At 63.5% G+C, this 24,272-nt stretch carries 20 protein-coding genes, 4 tRNA genes and 2 pseudogenes; 13 read left to right on the top strand and 13 right to left on the bottom strand.

The window, feature by feature from the left end:
• Positions 1 to 865, top strand: an 865-nt coding sequence (gene tnpC, locus EV691_RS18050; RefSeq protein WP_131837558.1) for an IS66 family transposase, incomplete at its 5' end; no start/stop codon positions are given.
• 49 nt (positions 866 to 914) lie between these two features.
• A pseudogene (locus EV691_RS18045) lies at positions 915 to 992 on the top strand (oxidoreductase); the annotation flags it as partial.
• A 352-nt stretch (positions 993 to 1,344) separates the two neighbouring features.
• Here EV691_RS18045 and blaOXA read toward each other — a convergent pair.
• Entirely contained in the window at positions 1,345 to 2,094 is a 750-nt protein-coding gene (gene blaOXA, locus EV691_RS18040; protein WP_131298745.1) for a class D beta-lactamase, read from the bottom strand.
• Between the two features lie 109 nt (positions 2,095 to 2,203).
• On the opposite strand from blaOXA, the pseudogene nadE reads away from it, so the two are divergent.
• Positions 2,204 to 2,590: pseudogene (gene nadE, locus EV691_RS18035) on the top strand (NAD(+) synthase); the annotation flags it as partial.
• Positions 2,591 to 2,620: 30 nt separating this feature from the next.
• Here nadE and EV691_RS18030 read toward each other — a convergent pair.
• A complete protein-coding gene (locus EV691_RS18030; protein WP_131298747.1) occupies positions 2,621 to 4,450 on the bottom strand; it encodes a PAS domain-containing sensor histidine kinase in 1,830 nt (609 codons plus the stop codon).
• 189 nt (positions 4,451 to 4,639) lie between these two features.
• Here EV691_RS18030 and EV691_RS18025 point away from each other — a divergent pair, with 189 nt between their 5' ends.
• The 5 genes from EV691_RS18025 to EV691_RS18005 all read left to right on the top strand — a co-directional run bounded on the left by EV691_RS18025 (position 4,640) and on the right by EV691_RS18005 (position 11,276).
• Positions 4,640 to 6,262, top strand: a complete 1,623-nt coding sequence (locus tag EV691_RS18025; protein WP_131298748.1) for an acyl-CoA synthetase — start codon at positions 4,640 to 4,642, stop codon at positions 6,260 to 6,262.
• A 138-nt stretch (positions 6,263 to 6,400) separates the two neighbouring features.
• Positions 6,401 to 6,730, top strand: coding sequence for a DUF485 domain-containing protein (locus EV691_RS18020; protein WP_131298749.1), 330 nt, complete (start codon positions 6,401 to 6,403; stop codon positions 6,728 to 6,730).
• Positions 6,727 to 8,391: a cation acetate symporter gene (locus EV691_RS18015; RefSeq protein WP_131298750.1), complete on the top strand. Its 1,665-nt coding sequence runs from the start codon at positions 6,727 to 6,729 to the stop codon at positions 8,389 to 8,391. The genes EV691_RS18020 and EV691_RS18015 overlap by 4 nt, the downstream gene beginning before the upstream one ends.
• Positions 8,392 to 8,553: 162 nt before the next feature.
• Positions 8,554 to 9,426 (top strand): 3-hydroxybutyryl-CoA dehydrogenase, encoded by an 873-nt coding sequence (locus EV691_RS18010; RefSeq protein ID WP_131298751.1) that lies wholly within the window; start codon positions 8,554 to 8,556, stop codon positions 9,424 to 9,426.
• A gap of 71 nt (positions 9,427 to 9,497) precedes the next feature.
• Entirely contained in the window at positions 9,498 to 11,276 is a 1,779-nt protein-coding gene (locus EV691_RS18005) for an acyl-CoA dehydrogenase C-terminal domain-containing protein (protein WP_131298752.1), read from the top strand.
• A 60-nt stretch (positions 11,277 to 11,336) separates the two neighbouring features.
• Here EV691_RS18005 and EV691_RS18000 read toward each other — a convergent pair whose 3' ends face one another.
• The 8 genes from EV691_RS18000 to EV691_RS17965 form a co-directional block, all read right to left on the bottom strand.
• Entirely contained in the window at positions 11,337 to 12,173 is an 837-nt protein-coding gene (locus tag EV691_RS18000; RefSeq protein WP_131298753.1) for an HDOD domain-containing protein, read from the bottom strand.
• A 494-nt stretch (positions 12,174 to 12,667) separates the two neighbouring features.
• Positions 12,668 to 12,754, bottom strand: a tRNA-Leu gene (locus EV691_RS17995).
• Between the two features lie 155 nt (positions 12,755 to 12,909).
• A tRNA-Cys gene (locus tag EV691_RS17990) sits at positions 12,910 to 12,983 on the bottom strand.
• Positions 12,984 to 13,028: 45 nt separating this feature from the next.
• Positions 13,029 to 13,104, bottom strand: a tRNA-Gly gene (locus EV691_RS17985).
• A gap of 63 nt (positions 13,105 to 13,167) precedes the next feature.
• Positions 13,168 to 13,728 carry a CDP-diacylglycerol--glycerol-3-phosphate 3-phosphatidyltransferase gene (pgsA, locus tag EV691_RS17980; RefSeq protein ID WP_131298754.1) on the bottom strand — a complete coding sequence of 187 codons (561 nt, stop codon included), beginning with the start codon at positions 13,726 to 13,728 and terminating at the stop codon, positions 13,168 to 13,170.
• Positions 13,729 to 13,761: 33 nt separating this feature from the next.
• On the bottom strand, positions 13,762 to 15,588 hold the full coding sequence (uvrC, locus tag EV691_RS17975) for an excinuclease ABC subunit UvrC (protein ID WP_131298755.1): 1,827 nt from the start codon (positions 15,586 to 15,588) through the stop codon (positions 13,762 to 13,764).
• Positions 15,588 to 16,232, bottom strand: coding sequence for a response regulator transcription factor GacA (gene gacA, locus EV691_RS17970; RefSeq protein WP_131298756.1), 645 nt, complete (start codon positions 16,230 to 16,232; stop codon positions 15,588 to 15,590). The genes uvrC and gacA overlap by 1 nt, the downstream gene beginning before the upstream one ends.
• Before the next feature lie 130 nt (positions 16,233 to 16,362).
• A tRNA-Ser gene (locus tag EV691_RS17965) sits at positions 16,363 to 16,452 on the bottom strand.
• Between the two features lie 253 nt (positions 16,453 to 16,705).
• Here EV691_RS17965 and EV691_RS17960 point away from each other — a divergent pair.
• Positions 16,706 to 17,173: a copper chaperone PCu(A)C gene (locus EV691_RS17960; protein WP_131298757.1), complete on the top strand. Its 468-nt coding sequence runs from the start codon at positions 16,706 to 16,708 to the stop codon at positions 17,171 to 17,173.
• Positions 17,174 to 17,203: 30 nt separating this feature from the next.
• Here the strand turns inward: EV691_RS17960 and gorA are convergent, their stop codons facing one another.
• Positions 17,204 to 18,562: a glutathione-disulfide reductase gene (gene gorA / locus EV691_RS17955; RefSeq protein WP_131298758.1), complete on the bottom strand. Its 1,359-nt coding sequence runs from the start codon at positions 18,560 to 18,562 to the stop codon at positions 17,204 to 17,206.
• Positions 18,563 to 18,648: 86 nt separating this feature from the next.
• On the opposite strand from gorA, the gene EV691_RS17950 reads away from it, so the two are divergent.
• Positions 18,649 to 19,071 carry a VOC family protein gene (locus tag EV691_RS17950; RefSeq protein ID WP_131298759.1) on the top strand — a complete coding sequence of 141 codons (423 nt, stop codon included), beginning with the start codon at positions 18,649 to 18,651 and terminating at the stop codon, positions 19,069 to 19,071.
• A 47-nt stretch (positions 19,072 to 19,118) separates the two neighbouring features.
• Here the strand turns inward: EV691_RS17950 and galU are convergent, their stop codons facing one another.
• Positions 19,119 to 19,958 (bottom strand): UTP--glucose-1-phosphate uridylyltransferase GalU, encoded by an 840-nt coding sequence (galU, locus tag EV691_RS17945; RefSeq protein ID WP_089168206.1) that lies wholly within the window; start codon positions 19,956 to 19,958, stop codon positions 19,119 to 19,121.
• 232 nt (positions 19,959 to 20,190) lie between these two features.
• On the opposite strand from galU, the gene EV691_RS17940 reads away from it, so the two are divergent.
• A complete protein-coding gene (locus tag EV691_RS17940) occupies positions 20,191 to 20,379 on the top strand; it encodes a ribbon-helix-helix protein, CopG family (RefSeq protein WP_039804002.1) in 189 nt (62 codons plus the stop codon).
• On the opposite strand, the gene EV691_RS17935 is transcribed toward EV691_RS17940, so the two are convergent.
• A complete protein-coding gene (locus EV691_RS17935; RefSeq protein WP_198866078.1) occupies positions 20,366 to 22,024 on the bottom strand; it encodes a SulP family inorganic anion transporter in 1,659 nt (552 codons plus the stop codon). The genes EV691_RS17940 and EV691_RS17935 overlap by 14 nt on opposite strands.
• Before the next feature lie 98 nt (positions 22,025 to 22,122).
• Here EV691_RS17935 and EV691_RS17930 point away from each other — a divergent pair, with 98 nt between their 5' ends.
• Together EV691_RS17930 and glgA are read left to right on the top strand one after the other, a co-directional pair.
• On the top strand, positions 22,123 to 22,353 hold the full coding sequence (locus tag EV691_RS17930) for a hypothetical protein (protein ID WP_039803999.1): 231 nt from the start codon (positions 22,123 to 22,125) through the stop codon (positions 22,351 to 22,353).
• Between the two features lie 358 nt (positions 22,354 to 22,711).
• Complete coding sequence (gene glgA, locus EV691_RS17925) at positions 22,712 to 24,262, top strand: glycogen synthase GlgA (protein ID WP_207390207.1); 1,551 nt, start codon at positions 22,712 to 22,714, stop codon at positions 24,260 to 24,262.
• The last annotated feature ends 10 nt before the right edge of the window (positions 24,263 to 24,272 follow it).

Genomic DNA, 24,272 nt, shown 5'->3' with positions numbered 1-24,272 from the left:
GCTGCAACCCTTGCTCAACCTGATGCGCGACCGGCTGCTGGAAAGCCCGGTGATCCACTGCGACGAGACGCGGGTGCAGGTGCTCAAGGAGCCGGACCGGGATCCCTCCAGCCAGTCCTGGATGTGGGTGCAGACAGGGGGCCCGCCGGAGCAGCCGGTCGTCCTCTTCGACTACAGCCCCAGCCGGGCGCAGGCGGTGCCCTTGCGCCTGCTCGAAGGCTACCGCGGCTACCTGATGACCGACGACTACGCCGGCTACAACGCCCTGGCCGCGCAACCGGGCATCGAGCGCCTGGGGTGCTGGGCCCATGCCCGGCGCAAGTTCGTCGAGGCGCAGCAGGTGCAGCCCAAAGGCAAGACCGGGCGCGCCGACCAGGCCTTGGCCTGGATCAACCGGCTCTACGCCATCGAGCGCGACCTCAAGCAGGCCAGCGATGCCGAACGCCTGGAGGCACGCCGGCAACACAGCCTGCCGGTCCTCGCCCAGCTCAAGGCCTGGTTGGACAAGACCCAGCCGCAGGTCACCGCGCAGAATGCGCTGGGCAAGGCGGTGAACTACCTGGCCAGCAACTGGAGCCGGCTCATACGCTATACCGAGGCGGGCTACCTGCCGATCGACAACAACCGTGCCGAACGGGCCATTCGCCCGTTCGTCATCGGGCGCAAGGCCTGGCTGTTCAGCGACACGCCCAAAGGCGCGACGGCCAGCGCGCAGCTCTACAGCCTGGTGGAAACCGCCAAGGCCAATGGGCAGGAGCCCTATGCCTGGCTGCGCCACGTCCTCGAGCGGTTGCCGGCAGCGCAAAGCGTCGAAGACTACGAGGCGCTGCTGCCGTGGAACTGCACTCCGACGGCGCCACTGTAAAAGACCGGCTCGGCCGTTAACAGACGGGCTTTATGGATCGCTTTCGAACATTCAAGGCAAGGTCGTACTGATCACAGGTGCAAGCAGCGGGATTGGCGAGGCCGCTGCAAGGCTCATCGCTGCCAAGTGCCTCACCGCTCATGCCAGGCAGGAAGCCGCTTCCAAAGAAACGGCAGGGGCGGCGGTCTGCTCGGCATCCCGGCATAGATAAAGAAGACATGCTTAAAAGCCAGACGTCCGCTTTTGGCCGCCTTCTGCCTGTTGCGGAATCTGGGACGGCGCCGCCCATATCCGATCCGTTCGGGATGAATGCCCTTCTCAAGACTGACCCTCCTTCATGGCGAAGGCGGGGAATTGTTGCGGTCTTGCTCGAAAAGTTGCATGGGGCAAACCTCCTGGGTATGTCCCCACGCTCTCATGGCTGCGATAAATCCCAAGCCGACAGATTCAACCTTGATGAGGTTATTAGGCGCTCAATTTCAAAGTATCTTCAACGCCTTGAGACTTGCTTTGCCAAGCTCTAAACGTTTGGCTGCATCGGATGCTTCTCGAATATCCATATTCAATGCAAAAGGATAAATACGATTGCCTTTCTCAACCCATCCGACCCACCAGCCAATGCCAGCGCCTGGAACATTTTCCCAGCCCGTTTTTCCATACAGCTTCCAGTTATCACCTTGTTCTAAAGTGATAATTTCACGGACTTTTTTCTGCTGATCCTGGGAAAACGGCAATGTTTCCTTAGCCAACTTGGCAAGGAATTTGGTTTGTTCAAGAGCGCTGATTTTGAGCGGCCCGACCAACCAAAAAGTGCCAATACTCGTATTTGGGCCAATATCTTGATTTCCATAGCCAATTTTCGAGATTCCCTCCCTCATGCGCTCGGGCCCAATCCGTCGAGCAAGCTCCTGATAGATTGGAATGTTTGATATGGCAATGGCATCTCGCAGCCCCATATCTTTTTCCCATGCTTTGAAAGGCTGGTGATGCCCGCCGTAGGGAAGGACCTCATCAACATTGTCAACAGCACCAACTGAAAGCCCGATAAGTGTATTTGGAATTTTGTAAGTTGAGGCTGGAACAAATCTTGTTTCAGCACGAACTCGGTCATAGCCAACAAATTGGTCGGCCTCGACGTCATAAAGGACAAATGTGCCCTGAGCGTGTGCGGCTTTGAATAACTCTTCTATTTCTGAACTTTTTATCCACTCACTAGCGTGAGCTTGGATGGTGCTATAGAAGAACTGTAAGTGTGAGCAGGCGTTTCATATTATTCCTTTTACCTACGAGAAGCTGGGGATCGATCCGCGGAGCAAGATCCTGGTGTTCTCCGACGGGCTGGCCTTCATCGCGGCCGACGAGCAGGAGACCATCGACATCGCCGCCGGCGTGCGGGGTCTGGACGAGCAACTGAAACACCACAAGCGCCTGGATGCCGCACGGCAGGATTTCGTCCTCGGCAACGTCAAGGCCCGGCTGCGGATGGTCGCCCAGTACGCGATCGCCAATGCCCGCGGCGGGCTGGTGATCGGTATCGACCATGCCGCCGAGGCGGTGATGGGCTTCTTCACCAAATTCGGCGCCGGCGCCGGCGCCGGCGATCTCGCCCCTCTCGCCGGCCTGGTCAAGGGGCAGGTGCGCGCCCTTGGCGCCCACCTGGGGGCGCCAAGGGCATACGAGGCGACCCGACACAAGCGCGATCTGCCACTGGTACCCTGCCCCTGAGCGCGCCGGCCCTCTCCGGGAGCTTTCAAGCTATCTGGAGTCCGGCCGCGTATCGCCCTGCTGGACCGGCAGCCGGCAGCGCATCGACAGCCCGACGCCCTCGGCGCGCTGCGCTTCCAGAGAACCGCCGAAGCCCTCGACGATGCTGCGACTCATCGACAGGCCCAACCCCAGCCCTTCCGGCTTGCTGGTGTAGAACGGCGTGAACACCCGCTCCAGCTCGGCGTCGCTCAGCCCCGGCCCGCAGTCGCGCACCTCGATCGTCACCCGGCCGGCCTCGGCACGGGCCGTCAGCACGATGCGGGTGGGCTGGCCGGGATGGGCCTCATGGTTGGCGTCGATGGCATTGCGCAGCAGGTTGAGCAGGACCTGCTCGAGCAGCACCCGGTCGGCATAGACCGGTGGCAGGCCGTCCGGCAATTGCGCCTCGATCGTCACCTGGCCGGCACTCGCCTCCCAGCCACAGAGGCGCACCGCGCCCCGCGCCACCTCAGCCACGTCGAGCGCCTGCATGCGCCGCTGGCCCTTGCGCAGGAAAGCACGCAGCCGCTTGATCACTTCCGAGGCATGCTGGGCGTGCTCGGTGATGCGCTCCAGCCCCTGGGCCACGCGCAGCGCTGCCTGGGGATTGTGCTCCAAGGATTGCAGGTAGCGCTGGCTGGCGCTGGCGTAGTTGACCACCGCTGCCAGCGGCTGGTTGATTTCGTGGGCCAGCCCCGAGGCCAGCTCGCCGAGGCTGACCAGCCGCGCGGTATGCGCCAGCTCGTCCTGGTGACGGTGCTGCTGCGCCTCGCGCAGCTCGCGCTCGGTCATGTCGCGCGCCACCAGCGAGTAGTAGCGTTCACCGCCGATCGCGGAGTGCGCCAGCAGCACCAGCGAGACCGGCACCGAAGCGCCGCCGCCGGTCGGCTGCAGTCGCGCGTCGGCGCTCCAGGCGCCCTGTCGCTCGGCGGTGTTCCAGCCCTCGGCCTGCAGGCGCGCCAGGTCGTCACGGGCAAAGAGTCCGGCCAGTGACGGCATCGGCTGCCGTTCGCCGATCCCCAGGGTGCGCCGGGCAGCCGGATTGAGATAGGTGATCTGCCCGGCCGGGTCGATGAACAGCACCAGATCGGTGTTGGCTTCCACCACGCCGGCCAGCCGCCGGTTGTTCTCCTCGGCCCGCACCCGGGCGGTGATGTCCCGCGACACGCTGATCACCTCCACCACCGCGCCGGTGTAAGTGTCGCGGATCGCCCGGCTGGCCGTCTCGAACCACAGGTAGTGCCCGGCACGGTGACGAACCCGGTAGCTCATGGTGTGGTAGCCGTGCTGCTCGAGCGCTTCGCGGGCACAGCGCAGCTGCGTCCACTCGCGGACATGCACGAGTGTGCGTACCGGCTTGCCGCGCAGCTCCTCCGGCCAGTAGCCGAGCAGGGTCCAGGAAGCCGGCGAGGCGTCGAGGAAGCGGCCGTCGGGATCATGACGGGAAATCAGGTCGGTGGTGTTCTCGGTGATCAGGCGGTACAAGCGGCGCGCCCTGGCCGCCTCGCGCTCGCCAAGGATCTGTGCGCTGGCGTCCCGGCAGCGCGCCAGCACCCTTCCCTCCTGCGGATCGGGAACGAAGTTCCAGAGCAGGATCCGCTCGCCGAACTGTGCCTCGACCTCCTCGATGGCACGCCGCTGCTCCAGGCAGGCGCGCACCAGCTGCGCGTGATTCGCCGGCAGGCAACCGGCCAGCGCCTGCGGGCCAGACTCACCGAGCAGCGCCAGCAGGGCCGCGTTCAGCTCGAGGGGCCGGGCCTGGATATCCAGCAGCAGACTCGGTTGCGGGTCGAGCGCCAGCAGCGGCGAGACACTGGAAGGAACGGAATGCGTGGGCATGGGGTGTCTTCCGGCTGATGACCTGAGATCGCGGGGATGAATATAGTAAAAACACCATATCAATTCAGTAGTATTTACAGATTAAATAGAGATTGCTATATAGGTCCGCGAAGGATGTACCAGCCACCCGCCGGAACGGGGACGCTGGGAGGCAATAAGAGCTAACAATTAGCCTGAAAGGATAAAAACATGTCGATCTTCGAACAGGGGCTGTCACGCTCTGAAGTCAACCACGTCCCGCTTTCCCCGCTGAGCTTCATCGAGCGCAGCGCCGCCGTCTATCCGCACCGCCCCGCCGTGATCCACGGCTCGATCCGCCGCAACTGGGCCGAAACCTATGTGCGCTGCCGCCGCCTGGCCTCGGCCCTCGCCGGCCGCGGCATCGGCAAGGGCGACACCGTCGCGGTGATGCTGCCGAACATTCCGCAGATGCTCGAGGCGCACTTCGGCGTGCCGATGATCGGCGCCGTGCTCAATACCCTCAATGTGCGCCTGGACGCCGAGGCCATCGCCTTCATGCTGCAGCACGGCGAAGCCAAGGTGCTGATCGCCGACCGCGAATACCAGGAGGTGATTCATGCCGCGGTCGGCATGCTCGCCCACCCGCCGCTGGTGATCGACGTCGACGATCCGGAATACGGCGAGGGCCAGCCGGTCAGCGATCTGGACTACGAGGCGCTGCTCGCCGAGGGCGATCCCGAGTTCGCCTGGCAGTGGCCGGAGGACGAGTGGCAGGCCATCAGCCTCAACTACACCTCGGGCACCACCGGCAACCCCAAGGGCGTGGTCTACCACCACCGCGGCGCCTACCTGAACTCGCTGGGCAACCAAATGGTCTGGGCGATGGGCAACCATCCCGTGTATCTCTGGACCCTGCCGATGTTCCACTGCAACGGCTGGTGCTACCCCTGGACCGTCACCGCCCTGGCCGGCGCACACGTTTTCCTGCGCCGGGTCGACCCGCAGAAGATCCTCACCCTGATCCACGAGCACCGCGTCACCCATCTGTGCGGCGCGCCCATCGTGCTCAACGCGCTGGTCAACATGCCCGATTCGGCCAAGGCCGCCATCGACCATCCGGTCAACGCCATGGTCGCCGGCGCCGCACCGCCGGCCAAGGTGATCGGCGCGGTGGAGGAAATGGGCATCAAGGTCACCCATGTCTACGGCCTCACCGAAGTCTACGGCCCGGTCACCGTGTGCGCCTGGCACGAGGAATGGGACGAGTTGCCGCTGGACGACCGGGCACGGATCAAGGCGCGCCAGGGCGTGCGCTACCCGACCCTGGAAGGGGTGATGGTGGCCGATCCGCAGACCCTCAAGCCACTGCCGCGCGACGGCGAAACCATCGGCGAGATCTTCATGCGCGGCAACACGGTGATGAAGGGCTACCTGAAGAACCCCACCGCCACTGCCGAGGCCTTCGAGGGCGGCTGGTTCCACACCGGCGACCTGGGCGTCTGGCATCCGGACGGCTACGTGGAGATCAAGGACCGCCTGAAGGACATCGTGATCTCCGGTGGCGAGAACATCTCGACCATCGAGGTGGAAGGCGTGCTCTATCGCCATCACGGCGTCCTCGAGGCGGCCGTGGTGGCCCGCCCCGACGAAAAATGGGGCGAGACCCCCTGCGCCTTCGTCACCCTCAAGGCCGGCCACGAGCGGACCAGCGAGGCGGAGATCATCGCCTTCTGCCGCGAGCACCTGGCCGGCTTCAAGATCCCCAAGCGCGTGGTCTTCAGCGAACTGCCGAAGACCTCCACCGGTAAGATCCAGAAATACGTCCTGCGCGAAAGGGCCAGGGCGCTGTAGCGCCAGCCCTGATCTATTCCGCAAAACAGATCGAGAAGACATGGCGCCTGGCTCCGGCCGAGCGCCAGAGGTAGCGGCGCGCCCGAAGGGGCGGTCGCGAATGGTACAGAGACAACAACAACAATCCGGTGCCCAACGATGAACCAACCAATATCACTACATACCCAGAGTTACGACCAGATCCGCAACAATCCGAAATTCCACCAGCTGGTGCAAAGCCGCTCGCGCCTGGCATGGTCGCTGAGCGCTACGGTATTCGGCGCCTATTCCCTGTTCATGCTGACGGTGGCCTTCGCCCCGCAATGGCTGCATCAACCACTCGGCGAAGACACCCTGCTGACCGTCGGTCTGCCGGTTGGTGCGGCGATCATCGTCTTCTCCTGGCTGCTCACTGGCTGGTACGTGCGCAGCGCCAATACCCGTTTCGACGCCCTCAGCGCCCAGATCCTCAAGGAGAGCCAGCAATGAGTCCGCTTCGCGCCCTTGGCCTTGCCGGCCTCTGCCTGCTCTCCACCAGCGCCTTCGCAGCCCCAGTGATCGTTGCGGAAAAGCAGCCTCTCAACCTGCATGCCATCGGCATGTTCTTCGTCTTCGTCCTCGGCACCCTGGCAATCACCTTGTGGGCCTCCCGCCAGACCCGCTCCACGGCCGACTTCTACACCGCCGGCGGCGGCATCAGCGGTTTCCAGAACGGCCTGGCGATCGCCGGCGACTACATGTCCGCCGCCACCCTGCTCGGCCTGTCCAGCCTGATCTTCGCCAAGGGCTACGACGGCTTCATCTATACCGTGGCGTTCTTCGTCGGCTGGCCGCTGATCACCTTCCTGATGGCCGAACGACTGCGCAATCTAGGCCGCTTCACCTTCGCCGACATCGTCTCCTATCGCCTCGACCAGACCCGCATCCGCACCTTCGCCGCCTTCGGCTCGCTGACCGTGGTGTGCTGCTATCTGGTGGTGCAGATGGTCGGCGCCGGCCAACTGATCAAGCTGCTGTTCGGTCTCGACTACCCGGTGGCGGTGGTGGTGGTCGGCGCGCTGATGCTGGTCTACGTGATCTTCGGCGGGATGCTTGCCACCACCTGGGTACAGATCATCAAGGCGGTGCTGCTGCTCGCCGGCGGTACTACCCTGGCGCTGCTGGCAATGGCCCAGTTCGGCTTCAGCTACGAAGCCCTCGCCGCCCGCGCCATCGACAGCCACGCCATCGGCAAGGCGATCATGGGCCCCGGCTCGATGCTCGCAGACCCGCTCAACGCCGCCTCCATGTCGCTCGGCCTAGCCTTCGGCATCGCCGGCCTGCCACACATCCTGATGCGCTTCTTCACCGTGCCGAACGCCAAGGAAGCCCGCAAGTCGGTGTTCTACGCCACCGGCTTCATCGGCTTCTTCTTCCTGGTAGTCATCACGCTCGGCTTCTCCGCCATCGTCATCGTCGGCACCGACCCGCAGTACTTCGTCGGCGGCGACCTCAGGGGCGCGCTGATCGGCGGCGGCAACATGGTCGCCATGCACCTGGCCAAGGCAGTGGGCGGCAACCTGTTCCTCGGCTTCCTCTCCGCTACGGCCTTCGCCACCATCCTCGCGGTGGTTTCCGGCCTGGCCCTGGCCGGCGCCTCGGCGATCTCCCACGACCTGTACGCCACCGTGTTCAAGAAAGGCCAGGCCAGCGAGAAGGACGAGATGCGCGTGACCCGCATCGCCACCATCGGCCTCGGCCTGGTCGCCATTGGTCTCGGCATCCTGTTCGAGAAACAGAACGTCGCCTTCCTGGTCGGCCTGACCTTCGGCGTCGCCGCCTCGACCAACTTCCCGGTGCTGATCATGGCCATGTACTGGAAGGGCCTGACCACCCGCGGTGCTCTCTGGGGCGGCTGTGCCGGCCTGGTCAGTGCGCTCCTGCTGGTGATCCTGTCGCCGGCAGTATGGGTCACGGTGCTGGGCAACGCCAAAGCGATCTTCCCCTACGACCATCCGGCGCTGTTCTCCATGCCGCTGGCCTTCCTGGTCATCGTCGTGGTCTCCAAACTCGACCGCAGCGCTCGTGCCGAGCAAGAGCGGGCAGCCTTCGACGACCAGTTCGTCCGTGCCCAGACCGGCCTGGGGGCCGCCGCGGCCAGCGCGCACTGAGGGCTTGCGCGAACCGCGCCCTGCCGGGGACAGGGTGCGGTTCGCCGACCACCGCTCCTCTGGCGGTTAGTGCCGCCAGCACCTACTGTGTGCGGTACGGCCCGGGCGCACGGGTCGAAACTACCAGGAAATCAGCCAACCCCGTTAACACGGAAACCAAGCATGAACGATCATCTGAAGAACACGAGCGATCTGCGCATCGCGATCATCGGTGCCGGCACCATGGGCAACGGCATCGCCCAGGTCTGCGCGCTGGCGGGCCTTCCAGTCACCCTGGTGGACATCTCCGACACGGCCCTCGAGCGCGGTCTCGCCACCCTCTCCAACAACCTGGAGCGGCAGCTGAAGAAGGGCCTGATCAGTGAAGCGGACAAGCAGGCCGCCCTGTCCCGCATCCATCCGCAGACCAGCTACGGCGCCCTTGCCGGGAGCAGCCTGGTCATCGAGGCGGCTACCGAGAATCTCGACCTCAAGCGGCAGATTCTCGCCCTGATCGAGGAAGTGACGGAGCCCGACGCCCTGATTGCCAGCAACACCTCCTCACTGTCGATCAGCCAACTGGCGAGTGCACTGGGCAACCCCGAGCGCTTCATCGGCCTGCACTTCTTCAATCCGGTGCCGATCATGACCCTGGTGGAGGTCATTCGCGGCCTGCAGACTTCCGAATCCACCCATGTCAGGGCCCTGGAATTCGCCGAGCATGTCGGCAAGACCGCCATCTCGGTGCGCAACAGCCCGGGCTTCGTGGTCAACCGCATCCTCTGTCCGATGATCAACGAGGCGATCTTCGTCCTCCAGGAAGGCCTGGCCAGCGCCCAGGATATAGATACCGGCATGCAGCTCGGCTGCAACCACCCCATCGGCCCCTTGGCGCTGGCCGACCTGATCGGCCTGGATACGCTGCTGGCGATTCTCGAAACCTTCTACCGCGATTTCGGCGATCCCAAGTACCGCCCGGCCAGCCTGCTCAAGGAAATGGTCGCGGCCGGCTATCTGGGCCGCAAGAGCGGCCGCGGCTTTCACGTCCACGCCTGAGCCGCGCGCTCGACACCGGCCGCCCGGACCGCACCGGGCGACCGTTTCATGACAAGAAAACGAGGTCCGTCATGCCCGAATACCACGCCCCCCTGCGCGACATGCGCTTTGTCCTGCATGAGGTGTTTGCCGCCGGCCAGCTCTGGGCACGCCTGCCCGCGCTGGCCGGGACGGTGGATGCCGAGACCGCCGACGCCATTCTCGAGGAAGCCGCCAAGGTCACCGGCGAACTGCTCGCCCCGCTCAACCGCAGCGGCGACGAGGAAGGCGCGCACTGGGATAACGGCGTCGTCAGCACCCCGGCCGGCTTCCGGGAAGCCTACGCCACCTACATCGAGGGCGGCTGGGTCGGCCTGGCCGGCAATCCCGCCTACGGTGGCTTGGGGATGCCGAAGATGCTCGCCGTGCAGTTCGAGGAAATGCTCTACTCCGCCAACACCAGCTTCACCCTGTATTCGGCGCTGACCTCCGGCTGCTGCCTGGCGCTGGACGCCCACGCCAGCGAGGAGCTCAAGCAGCTCTACCTGCCACGCCTGTACAGCGGCGAATGGGCCGGCACCATGTGCCTGACCGAAGCCCATGCCGGCTCCGACCTCGGACTGCTGCGCACCCGTGCCGAACCGCAGGCCGACGGCAGCTATGCGATCAGCGGCAGCAAGATCTTCATCACCGGCGGCGAACAGGATCTGACGGCGAACATCGTCCATCTGGTGCTGGCCCGCCTGCCCGACGCACCGGCCGGCTCGAAGGGCATCTCGCTGTTCCTGGTACCCAAGTTCCTGGTCGGATCCGATGGTGCCCTCGGCGCGCGCAACAGCCTGTCCTGCGGCTCGCTGGAACACAAGATGGGCATCAAGGCCTCGGCCACCTGCGTGATGAACTTCGACGGCGCCACCGGCTACCTGGTCGGCGAGCTCCACAAGGGTCTGGCCGCCATGTTCACCATGATGAACTACGAGCGCCTGTCCATCGGCATCCAGGGCATCGGCTGCGCCGAGGCTTCCTATCAGAATGCCGTGGCCTATGCCCGCGGACGCCTGCAGGGCCGCGCCCCGGGTGGTACCCAGGCACCGCAGAAGAGCGCCGATCCTCTTATCGTCCACCCCGATGTGCGGCGCATGCTGCTGACCATGAAGGCGCTGACCGAGGGTGGACGGGCCTTCTCCACCTACGTCGCCCAGCAGCTGGACCTGGCCAAGCATGCCGAGGATGCCGACGAACGCCGCCGCGCCGAAGCGCTGGTGGCGCTGCTTACCCCCATCGCCAAGGCCTTCTTCACCGATACCGGACTGGAAAGCTGCATCCATGGCCAGCAGGTGTTCGGCGGGCATGGCTACATCCGCGAATGGGGGCAGGAGCAGTTAGTGCGCGACGTGCGCATCGCGCAGATCTACGAGGGCACCAACGGCATCCAGGCGCTCGACCTGCTGGGCCGCAAGGTGATGGCCAACGACGGCGCGGCACTGCGCCTCTTCGCCGAGGAGATTCGCGCCTTCGTCGACACGCCGGCCGCGCCCCGGCCGTTCGCCAGCGAGCTGCTGAGCGCCCTGGAACGCCTGGAGAGCATCAGCACCTGGCTGCTCGAGCAGGCCGGCAAGGATCCGGCACTGGTCAGTGCCGTGGCAGTGGAGTACCTGAACCTGTTCGGCTACGTCGCCTATGCCTACATGTGGGCACACATGGCCGCCGTGGCCCAGGCCAGCCGCGCCAGCAATGAGGCCTTCTACGGCGCCAAGCTGTCTACTGCCCAGTTCTACTTCAGCAAGCTGCTGCCACGCATCCACTCCCTGGATGCCGTCATCCGCGCCGGCAGCGCCCCGCTCCTGGAACTGGCCGACGATCAGTTCTGATTGCCCTCGGCAGCCGGCGGGGCCTTGTGCCGAGCCGGCTGACTGGCGGACTCCCGACCTTTACTGCAGCATGCCCATCGCTGCTTCCATCGAATCGCTCAGGTCTTCATCGGCCTGCACGTCCAGATCGGGATCGAGGCCAAGCTTGGCGAACGCCGCAATTCCCCTCCAGTCGAGCCGCGTGAAGGGATGCTCGGTACCGACATGGCTCAACAGCTCCGCTACCTGGACGATATCCACGTAATCCACCTGGGCAGAATCCCGGGCAAAGTTCAGGTATTCGCCGGGAACGCCGGCGATAGGGACGGGAAATTCCCAGCTGCGCAGAATCCTGTCGCCAAGGCTCGGGTGGGTCTGCTCGATGATCTGGTCGAGGACGGCTGGATCGGCCAGCAGTTCGTCGTGGGTTTCCGCATAGGTGAGAATGGGCAGAACGCCGATCCGGCTCACCAGGCCGGCCAGGGTCGCCTGGTCGGGCACCAGGCGGGTGTAATGACGGCAGAGCATGTAACAGATGCCGGCAACTTCGCTGCTTTTCCGCCAGACCTCACGCATCTTGCGGTCTACCACAGGTGAAGTCGCCTGGAACATCTGCTCCATGGCCAGGCCCGTGGCCAGGGTACAGGTATAGTTGATGCCCAGGCGACTGATGGCTGTCTGCAGGTCGGTGATTTCCCTGTTGGCACGCATCAGCGGACTGTTCGCCACCTTGATGAGCCGTGCGCTCAACGCCGCATCGTGTCCGATCACTCTCGCCAGGGCGCCGATGCTGATCTCCGGATCACGCGCGGCCTCACGCACCTCCAGCGCCGCCTCGGGCAATGTAGGCAATATCAGCTCATCGTTATCGATGGCCTCGATCAATTCCCGCTGAACCTTCTCGGCAAGCTCGCCCATCTCGTTTCTTCCCGCTCCTACTCATCAGTCAAGTTCGATCTCAGCAAAAGCATTCTGCCACCAGCCAAGATACGGAACTCATTGAGCAATCACGAAATTCGCATGTTACGAACCCTGGAGCGAATCAATCCCCACGGCCGCACGGTAATGGCACGAACGATGAAACTATCGATACAGACATGCTGGAGATCGGCGCCCTAGGTTAATACCGAGCGGAGCCATCCCAAACGCCGAGCCGGCACCAACGGTGCAAAGCGCTTGAAGACACTGTTCCATGAACCAAGGCGGCGGGGAAACATCCGCTATCGGGCGCCGCTGCGCAGCATCCAGAGCACCGCCTCGACGAACCAACGACAGTTGGGAGCTGATCGTCGAATGCCTTTCGTGGCATTCAGCAGGCTTTGTATACGGACCAATAGGGAGAATTGAGGGCCAAGCTAGAAATTTCAGATCAGATGAGGATCAACTCGAATCGCTGAAGCCCTTGATCTTACTGGTGCCCGGAGCCGGGATCGAACCGGCACGCTGTTGCCAGCGAGGGATTTTAAGTCCCTTGCGTCTACCAATTTCGCCATCCGGGCAGAACGCCTGCAGAAAATACCCCTGCGCAAAGCGCGCAGGAATATATACAACCCTACCTCATAAGACAAGGTAATATACAGCGCCTTGACAGCACTTAACTGAGCACATAAGCAAAAGCCCCTGCAAAGAAAAACTTGCAGGGGCTTTTCAAAAATGGAGGCCGAGGTCGGAATCGAACCGGCGTACACGGATTTGCAATCCGCTGCATGACCACTCTGCCACCCGGCCTTAAATCAAGAAACCGCCCAAGCGGAATCTTCACACAGAGAAAACTGGAGCGGGAAACGAGACTCGAACTCGCGACCCCGACCTTGGCAAGGTCGTGCTCTACCAACTGAGCTATTCCCGCGTCTTGGTGACGGGCGCCATTCTATAGATTCGCAGCGCCCAGTCAAGCCTTTGATTCAAAAACTTATTTTTTTTCAACTGTACTCATGAGGTGAGGCCAGGCTGCCAATAAATACTGTGTCATGGACCATAGCGTGAGTGCAGCTGCGACGATTAGCAACGCGTAGCCAAGCATGACCCAGAAGGTCGGCAGCGGCGGATTGGCGAGAAGCAAAACCAAAGCCACCATTTGCGCCGTAGTTTTCCATTTGCCCAGACTCGAAACCGCAACTTGCGCTCGCGCCCCCAGCTCAGCCATCCATTCGCGCAAGGCCGACACCATAATTTCGCGGCCAATGATAATGATGGCCGGAAGGGTCAGCCAAAGATTGGCATGCTCCCCCACCAACAGCACCAGCGCCACGGCGACTATCAGCTTGTCTGCTACCGGATCGAGAAAGGCGCCAAACGGGGTACTCTGTTGCAAACGCCGGGCAAGATAACCATCGAACCAGTCAGTAATGGCCGCAAAGGTGAATACGGCACTGGCTGCCAGGTAGCTCCAGGTGAACGGCAGATAGAACAAGAGGATGAAAACCGGGATCAGCAGAACGCGCAGAATTGTGAGAATGTTGGGGATGTTCATCGGCACGACTGGGCTACGGAGTAAGCCGGCATTCTACTCGCTGTGCAAGGCTGCATAAATCGACTCGGCGAGCTTTTTGCTGATTCCCGGCGCCTTGGCGATTTCGTCGATGCTGGCTCGGGAAAGCTCCTGAAGCCCGCCGAAATACCTGAGTAGCTCGCGCCGACGCTTCGGCCCAACCCCGACGACCTCCTCCAGACTGGAGGTGCGCCGCGCCTTGCCGCGCCGTGCCCGGTGTCCGGTAATAGCGAAGCGGTGGGCCTCGTCGCGGATCTGCTGAATCAGATGCAGAGCCGGCGAATCGGCCGGCAATGTGAACTCATGGGCAGCATCGTTCAAATAAAGGGTTTCCAACCCTGGCTTGCGGGTGACGCCCTTGGCCACCCCGAGCAGGATCAGATCCGGCACAGCCAATTCCTGCAGAACCTCTTGCGCTATTGCCAGTTGGCCCTTGCCGCCATCCACCAGGAGGATGTCGGGGAGCTTTCCTTCACCCTCCCGCAACTTGCCGAAGCGCCGGGTCAGCGCCTGCTGCATGGCAGCGTAATCGTCACCGGCAGTGATGCCCTCGATGTTGTAACGACGATATTCTCCTTTCAGGGCCCCCTCAGGCCCGAATACCACGCAGGACGCGACAGTCGCCTCACCGCTCGAGTGACTGATGTCGAAGCACTCCATGCGCTGGGGTGGCGCGTCCAGGTCGAGCGCCTCAGCCAAGGCTTCGAAGCGGGCCGCCAGATGCTGGCGATGAACCAGACGCGCAGACAGCGCCTGCTCCGCGTTGGCAAGCGCCAACTGCTGCCAGCGTGCCCGGGTGGCGCGCACCCGGTGCCTGATGTGCAGTTCGCGGCCATGCTGCTCGCCCAAGGCTGAGGCGAGCGCGGAGAAATCTTCGTGCACGGCATTGACGATGATCTCGCCAGGCAGATCGCGCTCCGGACTGGCCAGGTAATACTGGCCGAGAAAGGCAGCCAGAACCTCTCCCACCTCCTCCTCGATGCCCACTTGCGGGAAGAAGTTCTTGCTGCCCAGCACACGCCCCCCACGCACGCTGATCAGGTGCACGCAGGCGCCGCCGGGCTTGACCACTGCGGCCAGCACGTCCACATCGCCACTGCCACCCTCCATGCTCTGCTGATCCTGCACCCGACGCAGCAGGGCGATCTGGTCGCGCAACTCGGCAGCACGCTCGAAATCCAGACGAGCAGCCGCCTGCTCCATCGCCGCCGAAAGCTCCTCGGCCAGAGCATTGCTGCGCCCCTCGAGAAACATTATCGAATGACGAACATCCTCGGCATACTCGGCCGGATCGACCAGACCGACACAGGGGCCCTTGCAGCGCTTGATCTGATACTGCAGACAGGGGCGAGTCCGGTTCTTGAAATAACTATCCTCGCACTGGCGAACCAGAAAGGCCTTTTGCAGGAGCCCCAGGCTTTCGCGTATGGCGCCGGCGCTGGGATAAGGGCCGAAATAACGCCCCTTCTGCTGCTTCGCTCCCCGGTGAATGCCGAGCCGTGGAAATACCCCATCGGACAGGAATACATAGGGATAGGACTTATCGTCACGCAGCAGGATGTTGTACGGTGGCCGCCACTCCTTGATCAGGGTCTGCTCCAGCAACAGCGCCTCGGTTTCGTTGGCGGTGATGGTGGTTTCGATCTGAACTATCCGCGCGACCAGAGCGGCCGTCTTCGGCGCCAGCCCAGTCGTGCGGAAATAGCTGGACAGCCGCTTCTTGAGATTCCTGGCCTTGCCGACATAGAGCAGCTTCCCCTCCGCATCCAGCATCCGATAGACGCCAGGATGACTGCTGCAGTGGGCCAGAAAGGCTGCGCTATCGAAGGCTTGCTGCCCCATCAACTGGATGCGTCGACCATACCGTGGCGCACGGCCAACAGCGCCAGCTCCACGTCACTGGTGATGGAGAGCTTCTCGAAGATGCGATAGCGATAGGTGTTCACGGTCTTCGGCGAGAGGCAGAGCTTGTCCGAAATGCTCTGCACCTTTTCGCAATTGGCGATCATCAGGGCGATCTGGATCTCCCGCTCGGAGAGCAGATCGAAGGGAGAGCCGCCCTGCTGCGGCTGGAAGGACTTCAAGGCCAACTGCTGGGCAATCTGCGGGCTGATGTAGCGCTGTCCAGCAAAGACCTGGCGAATGGCCTGAACCATTTCGTCGAGGGCCGCCCCCTTGGTCAGATAGCCGGCCGCTCCGGCCTGCATGAGACGCGTGGGAAAGGGATCTTCCTCACAGACGGTTACCGCGATCACCTTGATGTCAGGATTGCTGCGCTGCAGCTTGCGGGTCGCCTCGAGGCCACCGATGCCTGGCATCTTGACGTCCATCAGGATCACATCGGGCTTGATATCGCGGGCCTTCTTCAGGGCCTCTTCGCCAGAACTTCCTTGTCCGACCACCTGCAGGCCGTCGATATCGGCCAACATCCGGGTGATGCCAGCTCGAACCAGATCGTGATCATCGACCACAAGCACCCTAATCAACGGACACCTCGTTTCGCGTCAGCGCAGACTGCGAGCGACCTGCCTGGAGAAAATCTGGCCTGAACCAAACTCTCAGAAGGATCAGCCAGCCACTTGCCAGTAGGACAGGCCAATCGATTCGGCCAGAAGGTGGCGGAGGCGGTGAGATTCGAACTCACGGAAGAGTCTCCCCTTCGGCGGTTTTCAAGACCGCTGCCTTAAACCACTCGGCCACACCTCCGCATGAATGCGGACGGCAATTTTTACCGGATCGCCCCCTAGTGTCAAACGGTTGTTTTGAAACGACTCCGAGATAACTGGACAATGAATATGAAATAGCAGGGATTTTGATTTTGTGGCCGGCAAACGTCCCCTCATGAGCCAAGGCTATCCTCGGCCAAGAAGCATGGCGATGGAAAACCCACGTGAGGGATGAATTTCGCTGAGTGCTCATGCTAAGTTTCCGAACCTCATCCTGCCGGAGAGTCGCCTGAATGTTCGCTCGCATCCTGTTTTCCTCCCTTCTCGCCCTCTCCTGCAGCCCTGTCTTCGCCACCGACTACCAGGTTGGCGAACTGCAGATTGGCACCCCCTGGTCCCGGGCATTGCCGCCCAACGCACCGGCCGGCGCCGTCTATTTCAACGTAAAGAACAACAGCCGGACGGAGGATCGCCTGATCGGCGCCGCCACTCCGAGCGCGGCCAAAACCGAGTTGCACACCCACGCCAAGGTGGGTGAAGTCATGCGCATGCAGCGCATCGACTCGCTCGCCATTTCTGCCGGCACGGAAGTGAAACTTGCACCAGGCGGACATCACGTCATGTACTTCGGCCTGAAGAGTCCACTGCCGGTCGGTAGCCGCTTCCCACTGACCCTGGAGTTCGAGAAGGCCGGCAAGGTGGAGGTCGAAGTCGAGGTCCGCAGCGATGCCCCTGCCAGCGAGGGACAAGCGCATCACTGACTCCAGCCGTCGATATCCGGCACTTCGCCGTCAGCGTTGCACGGGAGTGCGCATGGTGACGAACTCCTCCGCTGCCGTCGGGTGAATGCCCAGCGTCTCGTCGAACATCTGCTTGGTGGCTCCCGCCTTGAGCGCCACGGCCAGCCCCTGAAGGATTTCGCCGGCCTCCGGACCGACCATGTGGCAGCCGAGCACCCGGTCGGAGTCGGCATCCACCACCAGCTTCATCAGGCTGCGCTCCTGGCTGTCGGTCATGGTCAGCTTCATCGGGCGGAAGCGGCTCTCGAAGATGCTCACCTGATGTCCGGCCTCGCGCGCCTGCTCCTCGGTCATGCCCACGATGCCGATGTTCGGCAGACTGAACACCGCCGTGGGGATCAGGCGATAGTCCACCGGGCGATACTGCTCCGGCTTGAACAGCCGGCGGGCAACCGCCATGCCTTCGGCCAGGGCCACCGGCGTGAGCTGAACCTTGCCGGTGACATCGCCGATGGCGAGGATGGAAGGCACGCTGCTGCGGTACAACTCGTCGACCCGGATGCTGCCCCGCTCGTCCAGCTCGATCCAGACATCTTCCAACCCCAGATCGTCCAGCATCGGCCGACGGCCGGTGGCATAGAAGACGCAGTCGGCCTCCAGGCTGCGCCCGTCCTTCAAAGTGGCGAGCAGGCTGCCATCGGCCTGGCGGTCGATGCGGGTGATATCGGCATTGAACTGCAGATCGATACCCCTCTTGGTCATCTCGTCGCGCAGGTGCTCGCGGACCGCCCCGTCGAAACCGCGCAGGAACAGCTCGCGGCGGTACAGCAGGGTGGTTTTCGCCCCCACCCCGTGGAAGATCGAGGCGAACTCCACCGCGATATAGCCCCCCCCCACCACCAGCACCCGCTCCGGCAGGGCCGGCAGATGGAAGGCCTCATTGGAGGTGATGGCATACTCTCGCCCCGGAATGTCCGGCACCACGGGCCAGCCACCGGTGGCGACGAGGATATGCTCGGCGCTGTAGCGCTGCCCGTCCACCTCCACGCCGTGCGCATCGGTCAGCCGCGCATGCCCCTCCAGCAGAGTGACGCCGCTGTCCACCAGCAACTTGCGATAGATGCCGTTCAGGCGCTGAATCTCGCGGTCCTTGTTGGCGACCAGGGCGGCCCAGTCGAATTGCGCCTCGCCCGGCGTCCAGCCATAGCCGCGCGCCTGCTCGAAATCCTCGGCATAGTGCGCACCATAGACCAGGAGCTTCTTCGGCACGCAACCGACGTTCACGCAGGTGCCGCCCAGATAGCGGCTCTCGGCCACCGCCACGCGGGCGCCGAAACCGGCGGCGAAACGCGCCGCCCGCACCCCGCCGGAACCGGCACCGATGACAAACAGATCGAAGTCGTAGGCCATGCATCGTTCTCCCTTCAACGAACTGCCAGAATAACCCATGCGGCCGGACGGCTGACCCCATCGCCCCGGATCATGAGGAAACCGGCATGCGCCCCACGCTCACCCATCTCGCCCTGCACGTCCCGGATCTCGACGCCTGCGTGGAATTCTACCGGCGCTTCTGCGGCATGCAGGTATTTCACGAGCGCCTCGGCAAGGGTGCACGCATCGTCTGGATGGCCGAACCCGGCCGAGAACGCGAATTCGTCTTCGTGCTGATGCCGGGCGGCCGCCTGCGCAACTTGGCGGACGACGACTACAGCCATTTCGGCTTCGCCCTGGAGAGCCGAGAGCAGGTCGATGCCATCGCGGCCGACGCCCAGGCTGCCGGCTGCCTGATCTGGCCGCCGCGCGACGAGCCCTATCCGGTCGGCTACTACTGTGGCCTACGCGACCCCGCCGGCAATTATGTCGAATTCAGCCACGGCCAGCCGCTGGGGCCAGGATCGGAACATATGCCGCTGCCTTGAACGGGGAAGCCACCCGCAGGTGGCTTCCCCGTCGCAGCGGCCGGGACTCAGTAGGCCTTGCCGAGCTTGTAGAGGTTCTCGAAGCAGAAGTTGGTGGCGTCGATGTAACCCTCGGCGCCGCCGCAGTCGAAACGCTTGCCCTTGAACTTGTAGGCCATCACACAGCCGTCCTTGGCCTGCTTCATCAGCGCATCGGTGATCTGGATCTCGCCGCCCTTGCCCGGCTCGGTCTGCTCGATCAGCTCGAAGATGTCCGGCGTCAGGATATAGCGGCCGATGATCGCCAGGTTCGAGGGGGCATCTTCCGGCTTGGGCTTTTCCACCATGGCGCTGACCCGGTAGATGTCGTCGCGAATCATCTCGCCGGCGATGACGCCGTACTTGGAGGTTTCCTCCGGCGGCACTTCCTGGATCGCCACGATCGAGCAGCGGAACTGGTTGTACAGCTTGACCATCTGGGTCAGCACGCCGTCGCCGTCAAGGTTGATGCAGAGGTCGTCGGCCAGCACCACGGCGAAGGGCTCGTCGCCGATCAGCGGACGGCCGCAGAGAATCGCATGGCCGAGGCCCTTCATCTCGACCTGGCGGGTATAGGAGAAGGTGCACTCGTCGATCAGCCGGCGGATGCCGATCAGGTATTTTTCCTTGTCGGTATCGCGGATCTGGTGTTCGAGCTCATAGCTGATGTCGAAGTGGTCTTCCAGTGCACGTTTGCCGCGGCCGGTAACCATCGCAATCTGCGTCAGACCGGCGTCCAGCGCCTCCTCGACGCCGTACTGGATCAGCGGCTTGTTCACGATCGGCAGCATTTCCTTGGGCATGGCCTTGGTGGCCGGCAGGAAGCGGGTGCCGTAACCGGCAGCAGGAAACAGGCATTTCTTGATCATGGGAATCCTTAAAAAACCAAATGGCGGCAAATCTGATCGGGCGTCCGGAGTAGCCCGGCGCCACGCCACTATCCTAACGGAGTGGTGCCCACATGCGCATGACAGACACCATATGAATCAAGACCATACGAACCGGCAGGGGTTCGCAGGCCCGGCAGGGCCGGTAGCTGGTGCATGCAGGATTTGATTAAAATATGCCGACATTTTGCAACGATCACGACGGGTTTCCCCCATGGAAAGCAAGACAGCACGTCTCACCGTACTCATCGACCCGGTCAAGAAGAAAGCCTTTGAAGAACTCTGTGCCGCCCAGGACCAGACGCCCTCCCAGGTCGTCCGCCAGTTGATCCGCGACTACCTGGAAGCCCATGGCGTCAGCTACGCCACGCAGAGCCGCATTCCCACCGTCAGGAAGCCGTGACTTCCGTTTTCTCCGCACTGGCGGACAGGGCCTCGGCAAAGCTCGCGTGGTAGTTCGGGGCGCCGATCAGCTCCAGTATTCCCGCCCGCTCCAGCTTGCCCTGCACCCGCGCGCTCGCCTCGCAGAGCTTGACCCGGATCCTGCGCCTGCCCAGCTGCTGGATGACCTCCTCCAGCGTCTGCAGACCGGTGATATCCATGAAGGGCACCCGCTTCAGACGAATGATCAGCAGGCGCGGATCGGTGTGGGTGCTGGCCAGGGCCCGTTCGAAGGTTTCCGCCGCGCCAAAGAACAGCGGCCCCTCCACGGTGTAGACCAGTACCCCGTCGGGCAGCCGGGTCTGGCCGTTGCTGAGCAGCTCCGGCTCCAGCTCCTGCTCGAGCTGTTGCTGCACCGCCACCGAGGACGCCATGCGGCGCATGAAATGCAGCATGGCCAGGATCATGCCGATGTTCACCGCGATCACCAGGTCGCTGAACACCGTGAGCCCGAAGGTGATCAGCAGAATGCCCACATCCGCCTTCGGCGCCCGCTGCAGCATGCGCCTGAAGTGCTTCAGCTCGCTCATGTTCCAGGCCACCACGAAGAGGATCGCGGCCAGCGCGGCCAGCGGAATGTTCGCCGCCAGCGGCGCCAGGAACAGCAGGATCAGCACCAGGGTGAGCGCATGGACGATGCCGGCCAGCGGGCTGTTGCCACCGTTGCGGATATTGGTCGCAGTGCGGGCGATTGCCCCGGTCGCGGCGAAGCCGCCGAACAGCGGTGCGGCCAGGTTGGCGATGCCCTGGCCGATCAGCTCCTGGTTGGAGTCGTGCTTGGTTCCGCCCATACCGTCGGCGACCACCGCGGAAAGCAGCGACTCGATGGCGCCGAGCATGGCGATGGCGAAGGCCGGCCCGATCAGCTCGATGAGCCGCGCCACGGTGATCTCCGGCAGCCCCAGCTGCGGCAGCCCCCGGGGAATGCCGCCGAAGGCGCTGCCGATGGTGGCCACGCCCTCGAAGTGGAAGACCGACTGGATGAGAGTGGCGACGACCATCGCGATCAGCGGACCGGGAATGCGCCGCAGCGCCCGCAGACGCGGCGCGAAGATGACCAGCGCCAGACTGAGCAGGGCCAGTAGCGTGGTCGGCAGGTGCAACTGCGGCAGCGACTGCAGCAGATGCCAGAGCTTCTCGTGGAAATGCGTGCCCGTCGCTGCCGGCAGGCCGAAGAAGTCCTTCCACTGGCTGACCCAGATGATCACCCCGATACCGGCGGTGAAACCGACGATGACCGGATCGGGAATGTACTTGATGACCGTCCCCAGACGGCTGATGCCAAGCAGCAGGAGAATGCCGCCGGCCATCAGGGTCGCGATCTGCAGGCCATCGATCCCGTGTTCGGCGGTCACCCCGGCGAGAATGACGATGAAGGCGCCGGTCGGACCGGCGATCTGCAGCCGGCTGCCGCCGAACAGGGAAACCAGCAGGCCGCCGACGATGGCGGTGTAGATCCCCTGCTCCGGTTTCACCCCGGAGGCGATGCTGAAGGCCATGGCCAAGGGCAGTGCCACGACGCCGACGATGATGCCGGCCACCAGGTTGCGCAGCCAGTGTTCCCGCCGCAGCAGACCGGCCTGCCACGCCTCACGAATCGCGATCATCAGTGGTCCTCCCGGAACCGGAACATGTGTGTGATATTAACATTTCATGATAATGATAAAGTCCTCCGCCGCCCTCCCTCGGTTCGCCCGGAGAAACCATGAAACGCCAGGATGTCGAAACCCTGCAGACCGAAGGCACCGCCTTCGTCACCCACCTGATCCGCAATCCGGCCCGCAGCGGGGAATGGATCGCGTTTTTCCAGCTGAACACCGGGCGCAGCTTCTTCCTGATCGACGAGCATGACGAAGTCGAATCCTTCCGCCAGTTGGACAGGCTCATCGAAGTCTTGCAGAGGCTCGGCATCAAGCTGGCGGAAATCCATTTCTGAACCACACTTTTCTCGTTGCAGTACAACATCGTCCTATCCTCGCGGCCATGGAGGCTCCGGGGGGCGAAATCATTCGATCAACGGTCAAGGTCTATTCGCCGATTGGCGTCCACACTTCATGAATGGCGAGTTCGCCGATGCTCGCCGGCAGTCATGGCTCCGGGATGGCTTTGGCGAACGCCTCCATGCCTCCTCTCGGAAACCACTGAAGGAACGCCATTGCGCCAGGAGGGCTGCACCGGCCGCACGGTTCTAATAACTCATCGATGACTGCGGACCTCAACGGGCCTTGCGGACACCTCTTTACCCGACGGAGGACCGGAAGATCCGGCAAGGAAGATTTGATTGGAGGATGACCATGAGTAACGCCGCTGTGCAGGCTCAGCGTATCGAACGTCAGGATCAGACCATGCGGGTCGGAGCGAGCCGGCCCGCCCCGCAGATCCGCACCGTCCAGGAAAACGAAAGCAAGAAGAAAATCCTCTTCGTCACCTCCGAACTCTCCGAGCTGATCAAGACCGGCGGGCTGGGCGACGTCTCCGCCGCCCTGCCCCGGGCGCTGCGCCCTCACCACGATGTCCGCGTGCTGCTGCCCGGCTATCGTCAGGTCATGCAGAGCGGCCACCCCATCCGTCTGGTCGGCAGACTCGCCGGCCATGCCGCCCTGCCGGGCGGCCGGATCGGCCGGATCGACCTGGACGACGGCCTGATCGTCTATGTCCTCATCAGCCCCGAACTCTACGAGCGCGACGGCGGCCCCTACGGCGACAACCGCAACCAGGACTGGCCGGACAACCACATCCGCTTCGCCCGCCTGGGCCTCGCCGCGGCCGACTTCGCCGCCGGCGAGGCCGGGATCAGCTGGCGCCCCGACCTGATCCACGCCCACGACTGGCCAGCGGGACTCGCGCCAGCCTACCTGCGCTGGCGCGGACAGCGCACTCCCAGCGTGTTCACCATCCACAACCTCGCCTACCAGGGCCTGTGGCGGTCGGAATGCCGCGCGGAACTGGCCATCCCGGCGGAAGCCTGCCGGATGGAGCGCATGGAATTCCACGGCCAGCTGTCCTTCCTCAAGGCCGGCATCGCCTACGCCGACCGCATCACCACGGTGAGCGCCACCTATGCCCGGGAAATCACCACTCCGGACTTCGGCTGCGGGCTGGAAGGCTTCCTCCGCGAAAAGGCCGAGCACGGTCTCCTCTGCGGCATTCCCAATGGCATCGACGAAAGCTGGGAGCCGGAAACCGATGCGCACCTGCTGCGCAACTTCGGCGTCAACGACTGGGAAGGCAAGGCCGTGCACGCCGAGCACGTGCGTCGCCAGTTCGCCCTCGAACCCTCCAGCTCCAGCGGCCCGCTGTTCGTGGTGGTTTCCCGGCTGGTCCAGCAGAAGGGCCTGGACCTGACCCATGCGCTCGCCGAAACCCTGGTCGCACACGGCGGGCAACTGGCCGTGCTGGGACGCGGCGAGCCGGCAGTGGAGGACAGCATGCGGCAGCTGGCCGAGCGCTTTCCCGGCCGGGTGGGGGTGAACATCGGCTTCGAGGAAACTGTCGCGCGGCGCATGTTCGCCGGGGCCGATTTCCTGCTGATGCCCTCGCGCTACGAGCCCTGCGGCCTCAGCCAACTGTATGCCCAGCGCTTCGGCTCGCTGCCCGTCGCCCGCAAGACCGGCGGACTCGCCGACACCATCGAGGACGGCGTGACCGGCTTCCTCTTCGAGGAGCCCAGCCTGGACAGCTACCGCGAAGCACTGTTGCGCGCCTTCCGGGTGTTCGCCACACCGTCCCTCTTCCATGCCATGCGTTGCCGCGCCATGGCCGTGCCCTGCTTCTGGCGGCAAACCATAGACCCTTACCTGCATCTCTACCGGCAAGTACTGGAAAGCCGGCATGGCGAGGCATGAACGGAGACCT

Origin of the sequence: Azotobacter chroococcum (genome assembly GCF_004339665.1) — a bacterium.
In the GTDB taxonomy this organism is placed as follows: Bacteria; Pseudomonadota; Gammaproteobacteria; order Pseudomonadales; family Pseudomonadaceae; genus Azotobacter; species Azotobacter chroococcum.
This window is presented reverse-complemented; position numbering and strand designations above follow the sequence as displayed.